We start from the raw sequence: 21,027 nt of genomic DNA, 5'->3' as shown, positions 1-21,027 counted from the left end.
ATACCGGCGTGCCGGGCCCGGCCGGCAGGCGTTGCGGCTACGATGCGCGCACGCCCGTTGCCCTGGACACTGCCGATGCGCGCGATCCGCCGCTCCCCCCTGCCGCTGCTGGTCCTGATCGCCGCCCTGGTGTTGACGATCGGCGGCTGCGCCAGCGGCAGCCAGCAACGCAACGCGCTGGAACGGGTACAGACCGCCTGGGCGAGCGCGATGCGCTGGAACGACATCGAGGGCGCCTGGCAGTTGGTCGACCCGGAGGTGCGCGCCGAGCGGCCGATGGGCGAGCTGGCGTTCGCTCGCTACGGGCAGTTGCAGGTCACCGGCTACCGCGCGCTCGGCGGCCAGGCCGGGCAGGACGAGGCCCTGCGCGAGATCGAGATCCGGGTGGTCAACCGCCATTCGATGGCCGAACGCACGCTGCGCCACACCGAGCGCTGGCGCTGGGACCCGGACGCCGGCACCTGGTGGAATGTCAGCGGCCTGCCGGATTTCTGGGAAGGCGAATAGCCGGCCCGGGCGGCGGCTCTGCCCCCGGTCGGGGCCCCGGGTGGTGCGCTCGGCGCGGTGTGCGACAATCGCCGCCCGCTGACGCTGCGCGAATCGTGTCGTGAACTTCGAAGAACTGCTGGCCTTCCTGGGCCGAAACCAGATGATGTCGCTGATCCTCGCCGTGCTGACGGTGGCGATCGTCTTCAATGAGATCTCGCGGCTGTTCCGTGGCTTCAAGGCTTTGCGGCCTGCCGAGCTGACCGCGCTTGTGAACCGCGACAACGCGCTGGTCGTCGACCTGCGCCCGAGCGCCGACTTCGGCAAGGGCCACATCCCCGGCTCCAAGAACGTGCAGATGAGCCAGTTCGACCCGGAGAGCAAGCAGCTCGCCGCGGCCAAGGCGTTGCCGGTCGTGCTGGTGTGCAAGACCGGCAGCACTGCCGGCGACGCCGCCAAGCGTCTGAAGAAGGCCGGCTTCCAGAACGTCTACGTGCTCGATGGCGGCATCGCCGGCTGGCAGCAGGCCGATCTGCCGCTGGTCAAGGGCCGCGGCTGAAGGCCGACCGCCCTCCGCGGGTGCCATAATCGGCGATCCGCTTCATCCACATCATCGCTGGAGTCGATCCCATGTCCGAAGAACAGGCCAACAACGGCGCCAACGGCGCAGCCCCGGCACAGCCGGCCGGCGCGCAGTTCAGCGTCGAGAAGATCTACGTCAAGGACGTCTCGTTCGAGTCGCCCAAGGCCCCGCAGATCTTCAACGAGCAGGCCCAGCCGCAGCTCAACATGAACCTCAACCAGAGCGTGCAGCGCGTGGGCGACAACGCCTACGAAGTCGTGCTGGCGATCACCCTGACCTGCACGATCGGCGAAGACGACAACAACACCGTCTACGTCGCCGAGGTCAAGCAGGCCGGCGTCTTCGGTCTGGCCGGTTTCGACAGCGGCACGCTCGACGCGCTGCTGGGCACGCAGTGCCCGAACGTGCTCTACCCCTACGCGCGCCAGCTGATCGGTGACCTGATCCAGGCCGGCGGCTTCCCGCCCTTCCTGCTGCAGCCGATCAACTTCGACGCGCTGTACGCCGAGGGTCTGCGCCAGCGCGGTAGCCAGCAGCCGGCCGGCCAGCCGACCACCGACCAGATCGGCAACGCCTGAGCGTGACCGACCGCGCGACTGCCGTCGCGGTGCTGGGCGCGGGCTCCTGGGGCACCGCGCTCGCTTCGCTGATCGCCCGCAACGGCCACCCCACCACGCTGTGGGGCCGGGACGCGGCGACGGTTGAAGCGATCGACCAGCGCCACGAAAACCCGCGCTACCTGCCCGGCATTCCGTTGCCGGAACGGTTGCGCGCGACCACCGACTTGGCGCGCGCGCTCGACGGCGCCGGGCTGATCCTGGTCGTGGTGCCCTCGCACGCGTTCCGCGAGACACTCGCCGACCTGGCGCCGCTGCGCCCGTCCGGCGTCGGCATTTCGTGGGCGACCAAGGGCTTCGAGCCGGGTTCGGGCCGGTTCCTGCACGAGGTCGCCGGCGAGTTGGTCGGCGACGACGTGCCGCTGGCCGTGGTCACCGGGCCGTCGTTCGCCAAGGAGGTCGCGTCCGGGCTGCCGACTGCGGTGACGGTGCAGTCCGAGGACGAGGATTTCGCCCGCAGCGTCGCCGATGTGCTGCATGGGCCGAGCTTCCGGGCCTACACCGGCACCGACATGCGCGGCGCCGAGCTCGGTGGTGCGATGAAGAACGTGTTGGCGGTTGCCACGGGCGCGGCTGACGGCATGGAATTGGGCCTCAACGCCCGCACGGGCCTGATCACCCGTGGCCTCAACGAGATGCTGCGCTTGAACCGCGCGATCGGCGGTCGCCCGGAAACGCTGATGGGACTGGCTGGCCTGGGCGATCTGGTGCTGACGTGTTCGGGCGATCTGTCGCGCAATCGCCGACTGGGCCTGGCCCTGGGCCGGGGCGAACGGCTCGAGGATGCGGTGCGCGCGATTGGCCAGGTGGTCGAGTCGGTGCAGACGGCCGATGAAGTCATGCGGCTGGCGAACCGCCACGAGATCGAGTTGCCGATCTCGAGCAACGTCCAGGCCGTGCTGCACGGCGAGATCAGCCCTGCCGAGGGGCTCGCCCGGCTGATGGCCCGCGAGCGCAAGCCCGAGTACACCGGCGCGCTGTTCTAGGCGGCGTTGCCGGCTGGCGAAGATGCGCGGCGATGCCCCCATCTGCGATGCTGGACCCGCAACCGCGGTCAAGATCGGTTGACGGTGCGGGCATCGTGCTGGACCCGATGGCGATCGCGCCTGCCTTCGGACCCCAGCCGCGATTTTCAGGAACGCCGAGATCGAAACGCGTGTGCCCCTGAGCGAAGACGAAAGGCGAGCCATCCCTCGCAGCACCGACGCGAGGGGCGTGGTGTGCATGGTCGGCCTTGCGATCGCCGCGGTGCTTGCCGGCTGCTTCTTCGTACTGTCGCTGGACTGGACCGACTACGTCTTCATCCTTGGCATCGTCGCACTCGGGGTTCTCGTGTTCGGGGCGATCATCAGCGTCATGAACGCCGACGTGCGGCGCGATCTCAAGGCAGGGCAGAAGGCCGTGATCACGGGCACTGTGGAAGCGCGCGTGCTGACCCATATCGAGCAGCTTGCATTCCACAGCGTCCGAATACGGGAGCCGCAGGGCACCCGCCACGTGTTCGCGATCCATGAGGCGATCTACGCAAGGCTGCAGGTCTACGAGAACGTGGAAGTGAGTTGTCTGCCCTACTCGCGGATCCTCCTGAGCCTACGCACGCGCCATGTGCGATGGTCGCTGCAGGACGACGCCAGACGGCGCACCGCATGAGGCCCGCCCCGCCCTCCCGGGCCATGGCGCGGTACTACGGCGCCAGCCTGGTGCTCAGCGTGCTTGCGCTGTCGGTCTGGGCAGGCTGGTTGCTGCACTACCAACCGCCGCGTGCTGTCGATGGCAATGGCCCCGACCCGGTCGGCTTGCTGCTGTTCTTCGGCGCCTGGCCCCTGGGCCTGTTGCTGGTGCACTCGGCGCTGCTGGCCTGGCGCCTGCAGCGGCGACGCCCTGCAACGATTCTCGCCGGTCGGCACGGGCTGGCGATCCATGCCGTGCTGATCTGCATCTTCATCGCCTGCCTGCTGCGCTGAGCGACACCCCGGGCTGGCGACCACGCCCGATCTGCCATGACGCCCTGCCACGTGCAGCGGTCTCGAGCGCACGGCAACCCGCCACACGACGGGGCGAGGCCACCGCACATTCACGTGGACTGCTCCCCATCCAACCGCGGACGACGCAGCGCGGCCCGCCCGATCCGGGCGAGCACTCCGCCTGGCGCACCAAAACCGGGGTCCACACCCGGGGTCCAAAACCGGGGTCCAAAACCGGGGTCCAAAACCGGGGACCAAACCCGGGGTCAGCGTCCAATGTCGCGTGGCTAAATTGCACTCTGACCCCGGTTTTGATTTAGACCCGCCTTTGCGACGTCTGTACCCGACTCTGGACGCACGCGAACATCACCTGCTGGGATGTGGGGCAATCCCTGGCCAGGACGCCGCGCCGCCGGACGAGCACCTCGACGCGCCCGCTGACTTCGACACGAACCCCAAAAAAAAACCCGGCCGTTTCCGGCCGGGTCGGTGCAGCATCCAGTAGGGGGAGAGGGGACGCGCCAGGGGAAGCGCGGACCGGATGCTGCGGGGACTCTTACCAGCTCAGACGGGGGCCGACGAACCACTGCACGTCGCCGCCCTTGATGAGCTTGACGTCACCGGCGACGCCGAAGTTGGGGTTGAACTTCCACTGCGCGCCGAGGCGGCCGTAGAACTCGCTGTCGATGCCACGGCCGTAATGCTCGTAGCCGGCCAGTGCATAGCCTTCGAGCGCCGGCAGCAGCGCACTGCGCGCGCCCACTTCAACGGCGTAGCCGCTGGCGTCAATGCCCTGACCGAAGTCGATGCTCTGGTAGGCCACGCGGGTCAGCAGATCGGTGCGGTCCGACAGTTCGTGGTTGTAGCCGATGCCCAGCCGCCACTGGTCGCGGTCGCGGTGCACGTTATCGATGCTTTCGCGGGTGTAGTCGCCGAAGGCGTGGAAATTGGGATGGAACGCCGCGGCGCCACGGATCGACCAGCCGTCGGAATCGACGTCGCGGTTGATCGGCGCGATGTCGGCCTTGCTGGCCGAATAGCCGCCTTCGACGTAGTTGTAGGACAGGCCCTGGGCCGCGTTCGCGGCGAACGGAAGGGCGGCGGCCAAGGCCGCGATCGGCAGGATGCGCTTCATGGAGGACAACTCTCTCTCAGTGAATCGGGACAACGAAATCGAACGTCTTGTTGTTTTTTATGGACTTGCGCAGATGCGCGGACGCATCGAAAAAGGCCGGCCCGGGTGGCGGGGAGGGGATGGCGCTTCGAGGGGGAGGGGAAGCACGACCACCCGGGCCGTGAACGCATCTTCGGCCCGCGCGCTGAAATCCCGGCTGAATATTGAACTTTCCAGTACAGGAACTTTTGTCCCCGCATTCAGTCCGCTCATGCGCCGCCTTCGAAGCCCTGCTGCCGCCACGCCTCGAAGACGACCACCGCCACCGCGTTCGACAGGTTGAGGCTGCGGTTGCCTGGCCGCATCGGCAGCCGCAGGCGCTGGTCATCCGGGACGGAGGCAAGCACGTCGTCCGGCAGGCCGCGGGTCTCGCTGCCGAACAGGAACGCATCGCCGGGCACGAAGTCCGGCGCGTCGTAGCGCACGGCATTCCGGGTACTCAGCGCGAACAGCCGAGAAGGCGCGATCGCCGCCAGCGCGGCGTCGAGGGTGTCGTGCACCTGCAACGTCGCGTACTCGTGGTAGTCGAGCCCGGCGCGGCGCAGGTTGCGGTCGTCGAGGTCGAAGCCCAGCGGCCGGACCAGGTGCAGCCGCGCGCCGGTGTTGGCGCACAGCCGGATGACGTTGCCGGTGTTGGGTGGGATTTCGGGCGTGTGCAGGATGACGTCGAACATGGTGCGGGGGCCGGGACGCGGGCCGCCATTGTCCGTGCTTGCGGCGTCACCAGGGCATCGACGCGCCGGTCCAGTCGAGGAACTGGCCGCTGTCGTCGGCCGACAGGCCGTCGATCACCCGCAGCAGGCCGGCGACCGCGTCGTCCGGCGCCTCGCTCGCCTGCTCGCCGCCCATGTCGGTGCGCACCCAGCCCGGGTGCAGCGCGACGACGACGATGCCGCGCTCGCGCAGCGCATGCGCCAGTTGCACCGTGGCCATGTTCAGCGCGGCCTTGCTGATCGCGTAGCTGGGCGTGCCAAAACGGGTGGTGCCGGCGATCGAGCCCAGTTGCGAGGACAGGTTGGCCACGCGGGCGCCGCCCGCCAACCACGGCGCCAGCGCCTGGGTCAGCAGCAGCGGGGCGATCGCATTCGTGCGCAGGCTGTGCTCGAGGGTGTCGCCGTCCAGGTGCCCGAAGCGCTCGCCGCCATGCAGGACGCCCGCGTTGTTGACCAGCAGATCGATCCGGCCGGCCTTGCCGATCGCCAGCGGCAGCTCGCGCACCAGCTCGGCGCGCGAACGCGGGTCGATCGCATCGAGCGGCAGGACCTTGAGGTGGCCAGGGTGTTCGCCAGCGAGTGCGTTGAGTGCTGTCGCGCGCCCTGGCTGCCGGCAGGTGGCGACGACCGGTGCGCCTGCCGCCAGTCGCTGCCGGACGAACTCCAGGCCCAGGCCGCGGTTCGCGCCAGTGACCAACGTCCACTCTGGCATGGCGGCAGACTCCAACAGGGCAGTGCCCCCACCCTAGCCCGCCGGCGATGAGGGCGAAGTCGTCGCGGCCGAGGCGATCGCGGCATGCGCGGCCACCGGCCATGACCTGCGGCCCGTGCCAGCCCACGGGCGTGTGGCTAGGATGGGCGCATCGTCCGCCCCGCGCGGCCCGTTGCTCAGGAATTGCACATGCCCGTCGGTCTTGCCCGTCCCGCCTTCTTCCGTCCCCGCCGCGCTGTGTTGGCGCTGGCCACCGGGCTCGCCCTGGCCGGTGCCGGCCTCGCACCGTCGGCCATGGCGCAGGCATCCGCCCCGGCCGCCGTCGGCGTCGACATCCCCTTTGAGAGCTTCACCCTGCCCAACGGGCTGCGGGTGGTGGTCCACACCGACCGCAAGGCGCCGATCGTCGCGGTCAACATCTGGTACCACGTCGGCAGCAAGGACGAGCCGGCCGGCCGCAGCGGCTTTGCGCACCTGTTCGAACACCTGATGTTCCAGGGCAGCGAGAACCACCACGGCGAGTTCTTCGAGCCCTTCAAGCAGGTCGGCGTCACCGACCAGAACGGCACCACCAACACCGACCGCACGAACTACTTCCAGAACGTGCCGACCACCGCGCTGGACATGGCGCTGTGGATGGAATCCGACCGCATGGGCCACCTGCTCGGCGCGATCGACCAGGCCGCGCTCGACGAGCAGCGCGGCGTGGTCCAGAACGAGAAGCGCCAAGGCGAGAATCAGCCCTACGGCCAGGTGTGGGACAAGCTCACCCGCGCGCTCTATCCCAAGGGCCATCCCTACCACCACGGCGTCATCGGCTCGATGAACGACCTCGACGCAGCCTCGCTCGACGACGTCAAGCAGTGGTTCCGCACCTGGTACGGCCCCAACAACGCGGTGCTGGTGCTGGCCGGCGACATCGACCCGGCGACGGCCAGGCAGAAGGTCGCGCGCTACTTCGGCGATATCCCGGCCGGCCCGACGATGGCCCAGCCGCAGGTGGATGTCGCCCGGCGTAACGCCGACACCCGCGAGACCATGGAGGACCAGGTGCCGCAGGCCCGGATCTACCGCGCGTGGAACGTCGCGCAACTGGGCACCGCCGACCTCGACCACCTGCAGGAGCTGGCCAGCGTGCTCGGCGGCGCGAAGGCCTCGCGGCTCGACAAGCGCCTGCTGCACGACGACCGCCTGGTCGACAACATCAGTGCCGGGGCCTACGGCTCGCAGCTGGGTTCGAACTTCATCGTCATGGCAACCGTCAAGCAGGGCGTGGACCCGGCGAAGGTGGAAGCGGCGATCGAGGAGGAACTCCAGCGCCTGATCGAGCAGGGCCCCACGGCCGAGGAACTCGAGCGCGCCAAGACCTCGTTCCGCGCCGGGTTCGTGCGCGGCATCGAGCACATCGGCGGATTCGGCGGCAAGGCCGACGCGCTGGCCGAATGCACCGTCTACGACGGCGACCCGGGCTGTTTCCGCGAAGCGCTGGCGAACGTGGCCGCGACCACCATCGATGACGTCAAGGCGGCCGGCGCGACGTGGCTCGATGTCGGCAGCCACACCATCACCGTGGTGCCGGGCGCGCGCACGCCGCTGGCCGAGGAACCCGCGGTCACGCTGGCACCGTTCACGCCGCCAGTGCCCGATCCGAAGTACCGCACCGCGCGCACGGACGTCGATCGCAGCCAGGGCGTGCCCCGGACCACGTCGTTCCCGGAACTGAAGTTCCCCCAGCAGCAGCGCGCGACGCTCACCAACGGCACCCAGGTGATTCTCGCCCGTCGCCCGGAAATCCCGGTGGTGCAACTGAGCTACGAATTCGGCGGCGGCTACACCGCCGACCAGGGGCGCACGCCGGGCACCGCGAGCTTCACGATGAGCGTGCTCGACGAAGGCGCTGGCGGCCTGGGCGCGCTGGACTTCGCCGACCGCGTCGAATCGCTGGGCGCGAGCTTGGGCGCCGGCGCTTCGCTCGACGGCAGCAACGCCTATGTATCGGCGCTCAAAGAAAACCTGGACGCATCCTTGGCGCTGTTTGCGGACATGGTCCGCCGCCCGAACTTCGAGCCCAAGGAGATCGAGCGCATCCGCGCCAGCTGGATCGCCGGGATCGGCCAGGAAAAGGCGCGGCCGTCGAGCGTGGCGATGCGGGTGCTGCCGCCGCTGGTCTACGGCGCCGGCCATCCTTACGCGATCCCGTTCACCGGCAGCGGCGACGAGGCCTCGATCGCCAAGCTCACGCGCGAGGACCTGGTGGCCTTCCATCGCGACTGGGTGCGCCCGGAAGGCGCGACGCTGATCGTGGTCGGCGACACCACGCTCGAGGAGATCGTGCCGCTGCTGGAGAAGCACTTCGGCGACTGGCGCGGCACCGGCACTGCGCCCGCCCCGATCACCGTGCCGGAGGTCGCCCGTCCCAGCGCGCCGCGGGTGTTCCTGATCGACCAGCCGGGCGCGGTGCAGGCCAACATCTTCGCCGCCCAGGTGATCCCCCCGACCAACGACCCAGCCTCCACCCGCTTCGACATGCTCAACACCGTCGTCGGTGGCGACTTCACCGCACGCTTGAACATGAACCTGCGCGAGGACAAGCACTGGTCGTACGGCGCACGCAGCTCGGCGACCGGCACGCTGGGCCAGCGCCCCTGGATGGCTTCGGCGCCGGTGCAGATCGACAAGACCGCCGAGGCGATGGCCGAGATCCGGCGCGAGCTGGCCGAGGTCGCCGATGGCGAGCGTCCGGCCACCGACGCCGAGCTCGCGCGCGCCAAGGCGATCCAGACCCTGAGCCTGCCCGGCGCCTACGAGACCGCGTGGTCGGTGATGTCGACGATCGGCGGCAACCTCCGCTTCGGCCGGCCGGACGACTACGTCTTCCAGCGCAAGGCCGAAATCGAGGCGATGACGGTGACCGACCTGGCCGGCGTGTCGCGCACGCTCGACCCCGCGACGTTGACCTGGGTGGTCGTGGGCGACCTGTCGAAGATCGAGACACCGATCCGTGCGCTCGAGTTGGGCGAGGTCCAGGTGCTCGACGCCGACGGCAAGCCGGTGGCCCGGTGACCGCATTGATCGCGCGTCCGCGCGATGCCCGCCACAATGGCGGGCATCGCGCCCTTCCTCGACTGTCCGGAGTCTCCATGCGCAAGTCCCTGCTGGTTCTGCTGCTGTCCGTGTCCGCCACCGGCTGTACCTGGGTGCACATGGCGCCCGGTGCGAGCGCGGTACGTGTGGTCAACCCGGCGCCGGGCAACTGCGAGAAGCGCGGCGAGGTCGAGGTCTCGGTCAAGCACAGCATCGCGTTCGTGGAGCGCAACGCGCTGCGTGTGCGCGAGGAGCTCGAGACACTGGCGCGCAACGAGGCGCCGGGCCTGTCGGCCGACACCATCAGCCCGCTGGGCGAGCCGGTCGCCGGCAGTCAGCGCTTCGGCGCCTGGCGCTGCGGACGCTGAACACGGTAATCCCCCTGCGGATCGGCCCGCAGGGCATCGCCCGCCCCATCCTCGCGCGGTCGGGCGGCCCGACTGCGCGCCCGCAACATGCGTCGCCCTGGCGAAGCGGTTACCCTATGCGGCTCCCTTTGCCACATCCGGCGCCCAGCCCATGCTTTTTGAAAACGTCGCCATCGCCGGCCTCGCCCATGTCGATGCGCCGCACCGTCTGTCCAGCGACGACATCAACGCTCGGCTGAAGCCGACCCTCGACCGCCTCGGCATCAAGACCGACGTCCTCAAGGACATCGCCGGCATCCACGCCCGCCACCTGTGGGACGACGAGACGCTCGCCTCCGACGCGGCGACGCTGGCCGGACGCAAGGCGCTCGCCGATGCCGGCATCGAGGCCACGCAGCTGGGCCTGCTGGTCAACACCTCGGTCAGCCGCGACTTTCTCGAGCCGTCCACGGCGAGCATCGTCGGCGGCAACCTCGGCATCGGCGACACCTGCCAGAACTACGACCTGGCCAATGCCTGCCTGGCATTCGTCAACGGCATGGACGTGGCCAGCCGCATGATCGAGCTGGGCGAGATCGACTACGCACTGATCGTCGACGGCGAGACCGCCAACCTCGCCTACGAAAAGACCATGGAGCGTCTGCTGCATCCCGACGCGACCGAAGAGGACTTCCGCAACGAGCTGGCCACGTTGACCCTGGGCTGCGGCTCGGCGGCGATGGTGCTCGCGCGCGCCGACTTGGTGCCCGACGCGCCGCGCTACAAGGGCGGCGTGACCCGCTCGGCGACCGAGTGGAACACCCTGTGCCGCGGCAACCTCGACCGCATGGTCACCGACACCCGCATGCTGCTGCTCGAAGGCATGAAGCTGGCGCAGAAGACCTTCATCGCCGCACGCGAGGCGCTGGGCTGGGTCGTCGACGAACTCGACGAGTTCGTGATCCATCAGGTCAGCAAGGTCCACACCGCCTCGTTCGTGCAGGCCTTCGGCATCGACCCGAAGAAGGTCCACACGATCTTCGGCGAGCACGGCAACATCGGCCCGGCCTCGGTGCCGATCGTGCTGAGCAAGCTGCGCGAGATGGGCCGCCTGAAGAAGGGCAACCGGGTCGCCCTGCTGGGGATCGGCTCGGGCCTGAACTGCTCGATGGCCGAGGTGGTCTGGTAACCATCGACCCGGCGTCGCGCGCATCGCGCGGGCGCCCGGCGGTCCCAGCATCGCCACGGGCCGGTCGTACCGGCCTGCGACGAGGCGTCAGTTCCCGGTCGCGTGCGCCGGTCCGATCAACGATTGCAGTTCGGCCTCCAGGCCGTTGATCCGCGCCGACAGCTGCGCCGCTTCCTGCGGGCTGACGTGCACCAAACCGTCGAGCAGTTCGGACATCTGCATCAGCCGGGTCCGCTGCTCGCGCACGTCCATGCGCGCGCGATGCGCACGCAGGTCGCCGACCTCGGCATGCAGCACGCTGTGGCGGTAGCGTTCGCGCAGGGTGGCCTGCAGGCGGCCGACGATCCGACGGTCGGCATCCGACCACGGCACGCCGAAGCCGCGCACGGTCTCGTGCCAGGCGGCAAAGCTCGCCCGCGGACCGATGCGACCGCCATCCTCGTCGATCAGGAACGGCTCGTCCGGGCGACCGGCCCAGCGCACATCCTGGACTTCCTCGCAGCGGAAGAAGAACAGCCATTCCTCGCGTGCCGGGTCGAGCGGCAATGCCAGCACGCCGGCGATGCCATCGGCCTCGTCCAGGTCGCGGCTCCAGTCGGCAGCGGTGTCGGTGCTCACCAGACCGGTGCCCGCATCGTTGCGCCGGATCCAGTCCAGCAGCCCGGGCATCTGGCCCTGGCCGGGCGTGCGTCCGGCACTGTGCCAATGCCCGCCCTGCAGCAAGCCGACGCCGTCGCAGTCGACTGCGCGGGCCAACAGGTCGAGCTCGGTGGACAGCGCCAAGCGCGGATCGATCGCGTTGTCGAGCCGCAGGGCGAGGGTCTCGCGTACACCGCGTGCCGCTTCCTCCAGCGCCAGCGCCCGCTGCTGCTCGCGCGCGGCCACCCGCATCGAGACGAACAGCCCGAACAGGTCGGCCGCCGCACGCACGCCCGGGGGCACGCGGCGCGCCGTGCGGTGGTGGCAGGCGATCAAGCCCCACAACCGGCCCGCGGACACGATCGAGATCGACATCGACGCGACCACGCCCATATTGGCGAGGTATTCCAGATGCACCGGCGAGACACTGCGCAGCGCCATCTGCGCCAGGTCCAGCGGCCCGCCGCGCCCGTCGCGATCGGGCAGGATCGGCACCGGCACATAGGTCGCATCGGGGATCACGCGGATGCGGTTGCGCAGGTACAGGGTGCGCGCCTGCACCGGGATGTCGGATGCGGGATAGCGCAGGCCCAGATAGGACGTCAGCGCCGAATCGCGCGACTCGGCGATCACCTCGCCCGAGTCGTCGTGGCGGAAACGATAGACCATCACCCGGTCATAACCAGTCAACAGGCGCACCTGCTCGGCGACCCGCTGGTGGAAGTCGACGATATCGTCGCTGCCGGCCACGCGCGCGATCATCGCCTGCGCGACCACCGTCGGCGAGCGCTCGGCTGCGCTGCGCGGCTGCGGCTCGATCTCCAGGTGCACCAGTCCATCGACGACGTGCACGCTGACATCGCATAGATGCGCCATCGGGCCGATGTTGCCCACCGCGGCGCGCTGCGGCGGTGCGCCGGATTCGCCAAAGCCGATGGTCTCGGCCACGGCCTGGATCAGGTCGTCGGTCAAGAATTCCCGCAACGTGTGCCGCAACATCTCCTCCGGACCCACGCCCAGCAGCGATTCGATGTTCGCCGAGACATGGTGGATGGTCCAGTCGGGCAAGTGGCAGCTGATCAGGTACCCGTGTGGCTGGATCGCCCCGGACAGGTGGATCGGTTCATTGGCACAGACCTGCAACGCGCGCTCGAGAGCGGTGTTCATGTGGCGGACTCCTGAGCGGGAACGGGGTGGGTCTAGAAACTGCGTTCGAAACAGTCATGCACCTGGACGAACGCATCGCAGGCGCCGCGCTGCAGGCGTGCCATCAGGGCCTCGTCCTCCGGCGCGCACGCCGCGAGACGTTCGAGCACGCGGGCCCAGCCTTCATCGTTCGCCTGACGGGTGAGGAACCGCGCGCCGGCCGCCTCGTCGTGACCGAGCGCGAGCGCGTGCCGCAGCAGATAGCGGGCGCCGACGCTGCTGCCGGCCATCACGTAGTGCCAGCCCAGGCGTTCGTCGGCATTGGCGACCGGCGTGCAGACCCCACCCGGCGGCAAAGGGGCCAGCCCGAGCGTCTGCAGATCGCACGCAAGCCAGAACGACTGCCGCGGCAAGGCGCCGACGGCAATCTCGTGGTCGGCCGCAAAGCGATGCATGCCGACCAGATAGCGCGCGTAATCGCCCGCGGTCCGCAACCCGTCGGCGAAGAAGGCGTCCACGCGCGCGTGCAGATGCCGCGTCTGGCAACGCAGGAATTGCCTGGCATCGACCCGTGGATCGGCCGGCTGATGGACGCTCGCATTCATCGAAAAAAGCATACCGGGCCGCATCGTCGCCTTCTGTTGGATTCCGACATTGCGTGCAGATCGCCGCACCCTCGGGCAGTTGAGGCCCTGGCGCCTACAATGGCGCGTTTCCACGACCGCGCCGGATCCACGTCACCGTGCAAGAATTTCCCGATTACGACTTCGCCCGCCATCGCCTGGAGGTCCGGCCCGGCATCGGCATGCATTACCTCGACGAGGGCCCGCGCGACGGCGATGTCGTGCTGATGCTCCACGGCAATCCATCGTGGAGCTATTACTGGCGACATCTGGTGCGCGGCCTGCGCGACCGCTATCGCTGCATCGTGCCCGACCATGTCGGCATGGGCCTGTCGGACAAGCCCGACGACGGCCCGCGCGCGTGCCCGCGCTACGACTACACGCTGGACTGGCGCGTCGAAGATGTCGGTACGCTGCTCGCGCACCTGGGCATCGACGGACCGCTGACGCTGGCCGTGCACGACTGGGGGGGCATGATCGGCTTCGGCTGGGCGCTCGCGCATCAGGCGCAGGTGCAGCGCCTGGTGATCACCAACACCGCCGCGTTTCCGATGCCGGCCGACAAGGCGATGCCCTGGCAGATCGCGCTGGGGCGCGACTACACCGTCGGCGAATGGCTCATCCGCGGCTTCAACGCGTTCTCGGCCGGGGCCTCGTGGCTGGGCGTCGAGCGACGCATGCCCGCCGACGTGCGCCGCGCCTACGTCGCCCCGTACGACAGCTGGCGCAACCGGATCGCCACGGTGCGCTTCATGCAGGACATCCCGCTGGGGCAAAACGACCGCGCCTGGCCGCTGCTCGAAGCCGCCGGCCGGGCGCTGCCCGACTACGCCGACCGCCCGGCATTCATCGGTTGGGGCCTGCGCGATTTCGTCTTCGACCGGCATTTCCTCGACGGGTTCCGCAGCGCGCTGCCGCAGGCCGACGTCGAGGCTTTCGACGACGCCGGTCACTACGTGCTGGAGGACCGGCATGCCGTGCTGGTCCCCCGGATCCGCAGCTTCCTCGAACGCCATCCGCTGCCCGCCTAGTTCACGTACGCGCAGCGGCGGTTCAGGCCGCAATGGGCGGCACCGTCGGTGGCGTCGGACTGTGGCCGTTGTCGTCGGGTTCGTCGTCGTTGGCCGGCTCGTCGCGCCAGCGCCAGTCGGCGGCCGACAGCAGCGGCAGGCCATGCGCCAGGCGCGCCCGATCGCACTGGCCGCTGCGCTCGCCGAACTCGAGCGAGGCCGGCACCGCGGCGCAGACCGACGGCCGCACCGGATGGATGGTGCAGCGCGAATACCGGCCGATGTCGGCGTCGAGGGCGATGCAGCGCGGCTGGGCACAGGACGTACCCCGCATCGCGCGTTCGTGCGTGCGCAGCGGTTCGGTCAGCGCCAGCGGGACCGGCCCGCCGAGTTCGGGGTCGGCCTCGCTCCAGTGGAAGCTGATGCGGAAATGCGCACAACAGGCACCACAGGTCAGACACGGATGCGGCATGGCGCGACCGGACGGGAGAAGGCAGGCGGGGCGCGGATTCTCGATCCCTGCGGCGGTGCGCGCAAGGGGGCCGGGGACCACGCCCACGCGGCATTCAGCCCAATGCGCTCAACGCTCGGCGCCGGGCCGGAGAATCGCGGCGTAACGGGCCTGCATGCCAGTCGCGACTGCGCCATCGGGCAGCACCACCTGCGCGGCCAGTTGCACGCGTGCACGGCCCCGGGTGCGCAGGGTCCGTACGAACGTGTCCCAGTCGCCGTCCGACAGCACGGCCTCGGCCTGCAGGTCGTCGCACAGCGGCGCACGGTAGCGGATCTGCGAATCGGCGACGTAGACATCGGCATCGAGTCCGGCGGCTTCGGTGCGTAGCGTGGTCAGCCCCCAGCCGGCGAGCGTCATCAGCGACACCAGGCTGCCGCCGAACGCCGACCCCTTGTCGTTGACGTGCTCGGCGAGCGGCGCGCGCAGGCGCAGGCGCTCGCCATCGAAGCCGGCGATGTCGATCCGCATCGCCGCGACCGGCGGCATGGAAGCGTAGTGCGCCGCGAGCCGGCGCAGCGGTTCTTCGTGTTGCATCGGGTGTCCTGTCGGGGGGAGAGTCGTCCGGCTTGCGCCGTTCCCCGGCAGCCACCAAGCTTCGCGCATGCATGTCGCGCCGGCTTCCTCGCTTCTGGCGGGATACTACGTCATCTCGCTGCGCCCGGTCGGGGCCCACGTCGCATTGCGGCGCGCCGCCGCACGCCTGGGTGCGCGCACGTTCGCACTGTCGCCTTGGCGCATCGCCCAGCGCGACGGCGACGCCGTCCGCGCCTCGCTGCAGGCCGCGCTCGAGGCCGAGATCGTGATCTTCTCCAGTCCGCCGGCGGTGGCCGCGGCCGCGGCCTTGCAGCCCCTGCTGCGCCGCGCAGGCCAGGACTGGCTTGCCGTCGGGGCCGGCACGGCCGCAGCGCTGGCGGCGCGCGGCGTGGCCGAAGTCCGCGCGCCGACGCGCATGGACAGCGAGGGCCTGCTGGCGCTGCTGCCACTGACCGACCTGGCGGCGCGCAGCGTCGGCCTGGTCACCGCGCCCGGCGGCCGCGGCATGATCGCGGCCGCACTCACGGCCGCAGGCGCCCTTCTGCGGCGCGCCGATGTCTACGCGCGGGTGCCGGTCCGGCCGTCCGCGCGCCGGCTGGCGGTCCTGCAGACCTTGCCCGACCCCTGGCTGTTGCCGGTCAGCAGCGGCGAAGCGCTGACGACGCTACTGGCCGACCTGCCCGATCCCGTCCGTTCGCGTCTGCAGCGCGCGCAGGCGCTCGCGGCCAGCGAACGGCTGGCCGTGCTGGCGCGGACACTGGGATTTGACGACGTGCGCGTCGCCGCCGACGCCCGCCCGGCATCCCTGCTCGCGGCCGCATCGCCCGCCACGCAGGCGCGTGCGCACGTATCCTGAATGGCGCTCCCATCCACCACGGAGCCATCACGATGCTGTCAGGCACCGTAGTCTGTCTTCGCATCGCCTTTACGGAAGCCTCCCCATGTCCCTGCTTCGCGCGTTGCTGATCTGGATCGTCATTGCCCTGCTGGGCGCGCTGGCTGCGCAGTTGCTGCTGTCCAGCGATCCTGGCCTGGTCATCGTCCGCTACGACGGCCTCGATCGCAGTACCACGCTGGTCAATGCGATCGCGATGGCGCTGGGTGCGCTGGTGCTGCTCTGGCTCGTGATGAGCCTGATCGCCTTGCCGTTCCGCAGTTGGGGCCGCTATCGAGAGTCGCGCGCCCAGAGCCGTCTGGGCGAGGGGCTCGACGCCTTGCACCAGGGCCATTACACGCGGGCCGAGAAGCTGCTCACGCAGTCGGCGAACGAGAATCCGCATTACGAGCCGGCGGCCCGCCTGGCGGCCTCGCAGGCCGCATTCGCACGCGGCGACGCGGCAGCGGCACGTGCGTACCTCGACGGCCTGGGCGACCGGCATCCGGCCACGCGCGCCATCGCACTGGCGCAGATCGCCATGCTCGAAGACCGTCCGATCGATGCGCTGACCGCACTCGATGCCCCCAGCGCGCAGCCGCTGCCGCCGCGCGGCCTGGCGTTGCGCGCCGACGCCTGGGCCCAGACCGGGCACGCGGCGGAAGCCTACGGGCTGCTCGGCGCGCTGCGGCGCCAGCAGGCGCTGTCCGAGGCCGAACTCGCTGCCCGCGAGGTCCGCTGGGCGGCCGCGTCGCTGCACGAAGCGGCCGACGCCAACATGCTCGCCGAGCGCTGGGAAGCGCTGCCCAAGGGGCTGCGCACCGAGACCCCGGTGGTGCTTGCCTATGTCGACCGCGCATCCGCGCTGGGCTGGCACGATGCCGCACTGCGCAGCCTGGAAACCGCACTCGATGCCCGCTGGGACGAGCAACTGGCCTCCCGTTACGCGATGCTCGATGTCGGCGACCCCGAGCATCGACGTGCGCGCCTGGAGCGCTGGCTGCAGGCACATCCGGCCAGCTCGGCGGCGATGCTGGGCCTGGCGCGGCAGCATCACGCGCGCCGCGACTGGGGTCGTGGGCGCAGCCTGCTGCAGCGCGCAGCAGAGCAGGGCGCCGGCAGCGAAGCCTGGGTCCAGCTCGGCGACGGCTACGCGGCCGAGGGCGATGAGCGCACCGCACGTCTGTGCTACGCCAACGCCCTGCGTGCGGCGCGCAACGAGCCGATCCTGGCCTTGCCCGCGGACGCATCGGCACCCACGATGGCGGCGGCCGAACGGCGCGACGATCACGGCCTGCCGCACCTGCGCGATCCCGACGACCTCACGCCGCGGCCCTGAGCCCGACACCGCGGTCGCCTCGATGGGCGGCCGAGACCGGCCGTCACCCGCGGCCGGTCAGCGCATCAGGCGATGGATCGCCGCTGCACCATCGACAGCCTGCGCCAAGGTCACATCGGCCACTGCGCCACGCGCGTTCGCGGCCAGGGTCACCGTGACCGGACCGACGATCACCTGCGGCCCGACCGGCCCCAGGATCTCGGCCCCATCCAGGCGCCCTTCGGGATAGGCGATGAAGCCGCCGAGCGCGGCGACCCTGGGATCGTCCACGTACAACCCGGCCCGGCGCATATCGGCCTCGGTCAGTGGCTGCTGGTCGACGATCACGATCGCGCCCAACGCAGCGCCATCGTCCGCCCCGCGCCAGGCGCAGCTCAGGCTGAAGGCGTCCGCGGTGTCCTGCCGGGTCCCGGCGGGGTCGACCACCTCCAGGCCGGCGACCAGCTCGCCCAGCGCGGTGGCGATCGCATCGCAGTCCGGCAAGGCGTCGGGCGGGGGCGGCGCAGAGATGACCGCAGGTCCACGCGCCGGCGCCGGGGCCTGATCGCAGGCGGCCAGGGCGACGAGCAGGACCGCGGCGAGCGGCCCGAGCCGGCGCGCGGAAGAAGGGAGAGCGGACATGGATGCGGCCTTGGATGGACGTACGATCAACGTTCGAGGATCGCGACCACGCCCATGCCACCGGCGGTGCAGATCGAAATCAACGCCCGGCCGCCCCCGCGCTCGACGAGTTGCTTGGCGGTGGTGGCGACAATGCGCGCGCCGGTCGCCGCGAACGGGTGGCCGGTCGCCAGCGACGAGCCCAGCGGGTTGATCTTCTGCGGGTCGATGCGTCCCAGCGGCGCCTCCAGGCCCAGCCGCGTGCGGCAATAATCCGCGCTCTCCCACGCGCGCAGCGTGCACAGCACCTGGGCGGCGAAGGCTTCGTGGATCTCGTAGATATCGAAGTCCTGGAGCGTCAGGCCATTGCGCGCGAGCATCTGCGCGACCGCAACTGTCGGCGCCATCAACAGACCCTCGCCGTGCACGAAGTCGACTGCGGCCACGTGCGCGTCGCGGATGTGACACAGCACCTCGTGCCCGTGCGCGGCCGCCCAGTCGTCGCTGGCGAGCAGGCAGGCGGCCGCGCCATCGGTGAGCGGTGTCGAGTTGGCGGCCGTCAATGTGCCGCGACCCGACGCCTTGTCGAATGCCGGCTTGAGCGTGGCGAGCTTCTCGATCGAGGTGTCGGGCCGCAGGATGTTGTCGCGCGCCACGCCGCGGAAGCTCACGACCAGATCGTCGAAGAACCCGCGCTCGTAGGCGGCGGCGAGCTTGTGGTGCGAGGCGACCGCGAGCTCGTCCTGCGAATCGCGCGCGATGTTCCATTCCTTGGCCATGTCCTCGCAGTGCTCGCCCATCGACTTGCCGGTGCGCGGCTCGGCCACGCCCGGGAAATCGGGCTTGAGTTCGCGCGGACGAAATCCCCGGAACGCCGCGATGCGGTCCTTGGTGGACTTGGCCGCGTTGGCCGTCAGCAGCCTGCGACGCAACGCGCGGCCGTAGACGATCGGCACGTCGGAGGTCGTGTCCGAGCCGCCGCCGATGCCCGATTCGATCTGGCCAGTCGCGATCTTGTTGCCGATCGCCACGATGGTGTCGAGCGAGGTGCCGCAGGCGCGCTGCATCGTGATGCCCGGCGTCAGCGCCGACAGCCCCGACGACAGCGCCGCCTCGCGTCCGAGGTTCCAGTCGCTCGAGTGCTTGATCACCGCCCCCATCGCCACCTCGCCCAACTGCTGCCCGTGCAGACCGAACTTCTCGACCAGGGCGCCGAGCGTGCGGACCGACATGCCCAGATTGCCGACGTCGGCGTACGCGGTGTTCTGGCGACAGAACGGGATGCGGACGCCACCGAGCACGGCGACGGGACGACCTAGCAGCATCGGATTTTCCTCGCAGGGGCTTGCGTGAGACTGTCCACGACGCGGGACGGGCATAATGTGAACGAGTGTATCCCTGCCCGTGTGGACGGCCAATGACCGCAGATCCCGACTTTTCCCGACACGATGCCGCGCCGCTCGTGCGCGGCGTCCTGGCCCTGGAACTGAGCGACGACTCGGTACCGGCCCGCGATGCCGTGGGCCAGCAGGCGGCCGGCGCACTGGCCACGCGCTTGGGGCGCGACCTGGGCGTGCTGGTGCCCGGGGTGCGCGATCTCGACCTGGTCTTCGCCGCGGCGCATTTCGACCCGGCCGAGCTGCTGCGCCCGGGCTGGCCGGTGCACCGCCGGCTCGAGGAACTGCGCGCGCGTGCGCCGCAGGCCGGGCAGGGGCCGCGGATCATCGCCTTCGGCGCCGACGAGCAGGGCGAAACACCGTTGCCGTTCCGCGCAGACCCGCAACTGGCCGGCGGTCGCCTGCGCGTGCTGCCGTATCTGTTCGTCGGCGAACCCGCCGCGACCGAAGCAGTCTCGGCGCACATGGAGTCGATGCTGCTCGACCTGGGCATGGTCCAGGCCGACACCGCGTTGCAGACGCAGGACGCGTTCGGTGCACGCATCGAACACGCCCGTTACCTGACGCTGCACGACCTGTTGGCAATGACCGCGCTGCAGTACCGCAACCAGGGACTGGAGCCGCTGTGGGACGTGCTCGAGGCTGCGTTGTTGGCGCCCGACGACGAGATCTGGCTCGATGCCCCGCCCGAGCCGCTGCTGCGACATGCGCAGGGCGAGGTGCGCATGGCATTGCTGGGCCCCGACGACTGGCGGCGACGCTGCGCGCCCGGCGAGCAGGACGAAAGTCGCCTCGCTCATGGCCTGGCGATGCACGAAGCCCGCCAGCGCCAGTTCGCGGCCGTGCTGCAGGCCCATGGCGTGCCGGCCGAGTTCGTGCACGTCACCCCGGGCCATGACCCGCGCGCCGCGCTGGCCTGATCACAGGCAGCCGATCGGCGCTACAGACGCCACGCGGAAGGTCGGCGGGGCCGCCTCGTGGCCGACCTGGACTCATCTCCCCGCATGCGGGGAGGTCGATGCTACAGGCATCGGGCGGGGGCAGCGGCTTCTGCATGCACCACCGCGACCTCTTGCCCCCACCCAACCCTCCCCCGCGATGCGGGGGAGGGCTCATGGCATCGCGCCTGCGACAACTCATGGCATCGCGCCTGCGACGACGTAATCGCGCCTGTGACGAACTCGCACGACATGACGGCGGGCAGCGCATCAGCGGTACCGCCATACCCCGTATCAAGCGCCGCACCGAGGTGCGATTCGACGCGGAATCTGGACGCCATCAACGCGCAACTCCCCGCTCAGCCCGAAATACCAGCAGTGAACTGGCGCCAGACGCTGCCGAGGTTCGCTAGCAGAGCCACCTCCCCCGCTTGCGGGGGAGCAACGGTGTTGGAGGTCAAGCCGCAACAGGCGTTTCGAGTCGGAATCTGGCGTTGTCTCGAAGCATGGCGTTGAGGATGGTCAGCAGCTTGCGCATGCAGGC

22 protein-coding genes are annotated in these 21,027 nt (G+C 70.0%); 13 read left to right on the top strand and 9 right to left on the bottom strand.

Going from position 1 to position 21,027, the window contains the following annotated elements; all coding sequences use genetic code 11:
- The first annotated feature begins 75 nt into the window (after positions 1-75).
- The 6 genes from ABE487_RS10100 to ABE487_RS10075 all read left to right on the top strand — a co-directional run bounded on the left by ABE487_RS10100 (position 76) and on the right by ABE487_RS10075 (position 3,650).
- Positions 76-507, top strand: coding sequence for a hypothetical protein (locus ABE487_RS10100; protein ID WP_346452026.1), 432 nt, complete (start codon positions 76-78; stop codon positions 505-507).
- A 100-nt stretch (positions 508-607) separates the two neighbouring features.
- A complete protein-coding gene (locus ABE487_RS10095; RefSeq protein WP_346452025.1) occupies positions 608-1,045 on the top strand; it encodes a rhodanese-like domain-containing protein in 438 nt (145 codons plus the stop codon).
- A 71-nt stretch (positions 1,046-1,116) separates the two neighbouring features.
- Positions 1,117-1,647, top strand: coding sequence for a protein-export chaperone SecB (gene secB / locus ABE487_RS10090; protein ID WP_346441961.1), 531 nt, complete (start codon positions 1,117-1,119; stop codon positions 1,645-1,647).
- Between the two features lie 2 nt (positions 1,648-1,649).
- Entirely contained in the window at positions 1,650-2,672 is a 1,023-nt protein-coding gene (locus ABE487_RS10085) for an NAD(P)H-dependent glycerol-3-phosphate dehydrogenase (protein WP_346441962.1), read from the top strand.
- A 172-nt stretch (positions 2,673-2,844) separates the two neighbouring features.
- A complete protein-coding gene (locus tag ABE487_RS10080) occupies positions 2,845-3,336 on the top strand; it encodes a hypothetical protein (RefSeq protein ID WP_346452024.1) in 492 nt (163 codons plus the stop codon).
- The gene (locus tag ABE487_RS10075; RefSeq protein ID WP_346452023.1) at positions 3,333-3,650 is read left to right on the top strand and encodes a hypothetical protein; all 318 of its coding nucleotides are present in this window, start codon (positions 3,333-3,335) and stop codon (positions 3,648-3,650) included. Before ABE487_RS10080 ends, ABE487_RS10075 begins: the two co-directional genes overlap by 4 nt.
- Before the next feature lie 556 nt (positions 3,651-4,206).
- Here the strand turns inward: ABE487_RS10075 and ABE487_RS10070 are convergent.
- The 3 genes from ABE487_RS10070 to ABE487_RS10060 form a co-directional block, all read right to left on the bottom strand.
- Positions 4,207-4,785: a diffusible signal factor-reguated Ax21 faimly protein gene (locus ABE487_RS10070; protein ID WP_346447600.1), complete on the bottom strand. Its 579-nt coding sequence runs from the start codon at positions 4,783-4,785 to the stop codon at positions 4,207-4,209.
- Between the two features lie 248 nt (positions 4,786-5,033).
- Positions 5,034-5,498, bottom strand: a complete 465-nt coding sequence (locus ABE487_RS10065) for a tRNA (cytidine(34)-2'-O)-methyltransferase (protein ID WP_346452022.1) — start codon at positions 5,496-5,498, stop codon at positions 5,034-5,036.
- Between the two features lie 46 nt (positions 5,499-5,544).
- On the bottom strand, positions 5,545-6,249 hold the full coding sequence (locus ABE487_RS10060; RefSeq protein ID WP_346452021.1) for an SDR family oxidoreductase: 705 nt from the start codon (positions 6,247-6,249) through the stop codon (positions 5,545-5,547).
- A 294-nt stretch (positions 6,250-6,543) separates the two neighbouring features.
- On the opposite strand from ABE487_RS10060, the gene ABE487_RS10055 reads away from it, so the two are divergent.
- The 3 genes from ABE487_RS10055 (at position 6,544) to ABE487_RS10045 (ending at position 10,869) form a co-directional block, all read left to right on the top strand.
- On the top strand, positions 6,544-9,312 hold the full coding sequence (locus tag ABE487_RS10055; protein ID WP_346452060.1) for a pitrilysin family protein: 2,769 nt from the start codon (positions 6,544-6,546) through the stop codon (positions 9,310-9,312).
- Positions 9,313-9,389: 77 nt separating this feature from the next.
- Entirely contained in the window at positions 9,390-9,701 is a 312-nt protein-coding gene (locus ABE487_RS10050; RefSeq protein ID WP_346441968.1) for a DUF4156 domain-containing protein, read from the top strand.
- 151 nt (positions 9,702-9,852) lie between these two features.
- Positions 9,853-10,869 carry a 3-oxoacyl-ACP synthase III gene (locus ABE487_RS10045; RefSeq protein ID WP_346441969.1) on the top strand — a complete coding sequence of 339 codons (1,017 nt, stop codon included), beginning with the start codon at positions 9,853-9,855 and terminating at the stop codon, positions 10,867-10,869.
- A gap of 87 nt (positions 10,870-10,956) precedes the next feature.
- Here the strand turns inward: ABE487_RS10045 and ABE487_RS10040 are convergent, their stop codons facing one another.
- Positions 10,957-12,675 carry a GAF domain-containing protein gene (locus tag ABE487_RS10040; protein ID WP_346441970.1) on the bottom strand — a complete coding sequence of 573 codons (1,719 nt, stop codon included), beginning with the start codon at positions 12,673-12,675 and terminating at the stop codon, positions 10,957-10,959.
- 32 nt (positions 12,676-12,707) lie between these two features.
- On the bottom strand, positions 12,708-13,259 hold the full coding sequence (locus ABE487_RS10035) for a biliverdin-producing heme oxygenase (RefSeq protein WP_346452020.1): 552 nt from the start codon (positions 13,257-13,259) through the stop codon (positions 12,708-12,710).
- Positions 13,260-13,459: 200 nt separating this feature from the next.
- Between ABE487_RS10035 and ABE487_RS10030 the strand changes: the two genes are divergently transcribed.
- Positions 13,460-14,308, top strand: a complete 849-nt coding sequence (locus ABE487_RS10030; protein WP_346442083.1) for an alpha/beta fold hydrolase — start codon at positions 13,460-13,462, stop codon at positions 14,306-14,308.
- Positions 14,309-14,330: 22 nt separating this feature from the next.
- Here the strand turns inward: ABE487_RS10030 and ABE487_RS10025 are convergent, their stop codons facing one another.
- Positions 14,331-14,759, bottom strand: a complete 429-nt coding sequence (locus ABE487_RS10025) for a YkgJ family cysteine cluster protein (protein ID WP_346441973.1) — start codon at positions 14,757-14,759, stop codon at positions 14,331-14,333.
- Positions 14,760-14,867: 108 nt separating this feature from the next.
- Positions 14,868-15,335, bottom strand: coding sequence for a YiiD C-terminal domain-containing protein (locus tag ABE487_RS10020; protein WP_346452019.1), 468 nt, complete (start codon positions 15,333-15,335; stop codon positions 14,868-14,870).
- A gap of 67 nt (positions 15,336-15,402) precedes the next feature.
- On the opposite strand from ABE487_RS10020, the gene ABE487_RS10015 reads away from it, so the two are divergent.
- Complete coding sequence (locus ABE487_RS10015; RefSeq protein WP_346452018.1) at positions 15,403-16,191, top strand: uroporphyrinogen-III synthase; 789 nt, start codon at positions 15,403-15,405, stop codon at positions 16,189-16,191.
- An 85-nt stretch (positions 16,192-16,276) separates the two neighbouring features.
- Positions 16,277-17,548 carry a heme biosynthesis HemY N-terminal domain-containing protein gene (locus ABE487_RS10010; RefSeq protein WP_346447608.1) on the top strand — a complete coding sequence of 424 codons (1,272 nt, stop codon included), beginning with the start codon at positions 16,277-16,279 and terminating at the stop codon, positions 17,546-17,548.
- Positions 17,549-17,605: 57 nt separating this feature from the next.
- On the opposite strand, the gene ABE487_RS10005 is transcribed toward ABE487_RS10010, so the two are convergent.
- Together ABE487_RS10005 and ABE487_RS10000 are read right to left on the bottom strand one after the other, a co-directional pair.
- On the bottom strand, positions 17,606-18,169 hold the full coding sequence (locus ABE487_RS10005) for a hypothetical protein (protein WP_346447609.1): 564 nt from the start codon (positions 18,167-18,169) through the stop codon (positions 17,606-17,608).
- A 26-nt stretch (positions 18,170-18,195) separates the two neighbouring features.
- Positions 18,196-19,473, bottom strand: a complete 1,278-nt coding sequence (locus ABE487_RS10000) for an acetyl-CoA C-acetyltransferase (RefSeq protein WP_346452017.1) — start codon at positions 19,471-19,473, stop codon at positions 18,196-18,198.
- 92 nt (positions 19,474-19,565) lie between these two features.
- Between ABE487_RS10000 and ABE487_RS09995 the strand changes: the two genes are divergently transcribed.
- Positions 19,566-20,465 (top strand): hypothetical protein, encoded by a 900-nt coding sequence (locus tag ABE487_RS09995; RefSeq protein ID WP_346441982.1) that lies wholly within the window; start codon positions 19,566-19,568, stop codon positions 20,463-20,465.
- Positions 20,466-21,027 lie beyond the last annotated feature (562 nt).

This window comes from Luteimonas sp. TWI596 (genome assembly GCF_039674105.1).
Lineage (GTDB): Bacteria > Pseudomonadota > Gammaproteobacteria > Xanthomonadales > Xanthomonadaceae > Luteimonas.
Note: the sequence above shows the minus strand (reverse complement) of the source record. Positions and strands in the feature narration are given on the sequence as shown.